Raw genomic sequence first — 1,792 nt, 5'->3', positions numbered from 1 at the left:
GCTCGTCGCCTGCAGCAGCACGGCGCTCTCGGTCACCTGGGGGTGCGCGGCGAGCGCGGCCTCGATCTCGCCGAGCTCGACCCGGAAGCCGCGCAACTTGATCTGGTGATCGACCCGGCCGACGTAGTCGACCACGCCGTCATCGAGCCAGCGGGTCAGGTCGCCGGTGCGGTACAGGCGCCCTCCGGGTTGCCCGGCGAACGGATCCGGCACGAAGCGGCCGGCGGTGAGGCGTGGTCTCTGCCAGTAGTTTCGCGCCAGACCGTCGCCGCCGGTGAGCAGCTCGCCCACCTCGCGGGCCGCCACCGGCCACAGGGATTGATCGAGCACGAAAACGGTGCTGTTGGCGATTGCCGCGCCGATCGGTACGGTCGCTGCATCCTCAGCGATCTGCCGTACCTGGTAGCCGGTGGTGTAGGTCGTGTTCTCGGTCGGCCCGTAGACGTGGATGAAGCGGCGCGGCGAGCCGTTGCCGAGCATGCGGCGCATCCAGGCGGGATCGGCCGTCTCGCCCCCCACCATCAGATTGTCGATGTGGGCGAAAGCGTCCGGTGCCTCGCGGATCGTCTGGTTGAACAGGGCAGTGGTGAGGAAGAGGGTGTTGACCCGAAAGCGGCGCAAGGCTGCGGCGAGATCGCGCGGAACCAGGCTGGTGTCGCGCGGCACCTCCACGATACAACCGCCGGTCAGAAGCGGCCCCCAGATCTCCAAGGTGGCGGCATCGAAGGCGGTGTTGGCCGCCTGACCCACCCGATCTCGGGGCGAGAGGGTGATGTAGTTGGTTTCGAGCACCAGGCGAGTGATGCCGCGGTGGGGGATACCGACACCCTTGGGGCGCCCGGTCGAGCCCGAGGTGTAGATGATGTAGGCGAGGCGGCCGGCGGCGGCGGTCTCGGCAGCCTCGAACGACTCCGTGCTGGCCTCGTCGAGGTCGTGATCGGTCGGCTCTTCGAGCCGGCGATCGAGAGCCACCGCTTGGGCCGAGCTTGCAGGCAGCTCGTCGATCAGAGTCGTTTGAGTGACGACGACCTTGGGCTCGGCGTCGGCCAACATGAAGGCGAGGCGCTCCCGGGGATAGGCGCGGTCGAGGGGCAGATAGGCACCGCCGGCCTGGAGAATCCCCAGCAACGCCACCACCAGATCACAGCCGGGCTCCAGGAAGACGCCGACGCGATCTTCCACTCCGACCCCTAGACGTCGTAATCGATGCGCCAGGGCGCGGGCGCGGCGGTCGAGCTCACCGTAGCTCAAGCTGTGCTCGCCGTAGATCGCTGCCACCGCTTCGGGTCGCGCCGCCGCCTGCTGGGCGACCAGGTGCTGCACCAGGGTGCGGCGCGGATAGGCCGAGGCCGTATCGTTCCACTCCACCAGCAGCCGATGACGCTCGACTCTAGATAGCCCCTCCTGTGCTCTCATCCCCGACCCCTTCAATCTCCCACACCTTGAGGTATTGACTCCGGACTCGGCTTCTTCTTACGGCCTCGCAACCTGCGGGCGAGGAGCGCACGCTTGGCGTCCGACAGATCGTCACGCCGTCCCGATACTTTGGCTCTCAGCTTGGACTCGCTACGTTTCTCGTCCGCCAGTGGATCACCGGCGTTCTCCGCTGGGCGGGTCGGCGCGGCCTCGTGGGCCAGCCGTTCGGCGGCGGCACGCAGCCAGCGCTGTTCCTCGTCCTCGGCGAAAAGGGATATGTCCGCCAGCGGTTGCTCCGGGTCGGCCGCGACCGCGTCGAGCAAGCGTTCGAAGCGGCTGACGAAGCCCTCCATTGTGGCGGATTCGAAAAGGGCGG

The 1,792-nt window shown here is 67.9% G+C and carries 2 protein-coding genes; both read right to left on the bottom strand.

Annotated elements, in window-relative coordinates:
• Window positions 1-1,416: amino acid adenylation domain-containing protein (locus tag AAF481_20510; GenBank protein ID MEM7483549.1), on the bottom strand; the 1,416-nt coding region annotated here is incomplete at its 3' end.
• 11 nt (window positions 1,417-1,427) lie between these two features.
• The coding region (locus tag AAF481_20505) for a hypothetical protein (GenBank protein MEM7483548.1) at window positions 1,428-1,792 on the bottom strand (365 nt) is incomplete at its 5' end.

The organism is Acidobacteriota bacterium (genome assembly GCA_039030395.1).
Lineage (GTDB): Bacteria > Acidobacteriota > Thermoanaerobaculia > Multivoradales > JBCCEF01 > JBCCEF01.
The sequence above is the reverse complement of the archived record's forward strand: the minus strand, read 5'-3'. Positions and strand labels throughout refer to the sequence as shown.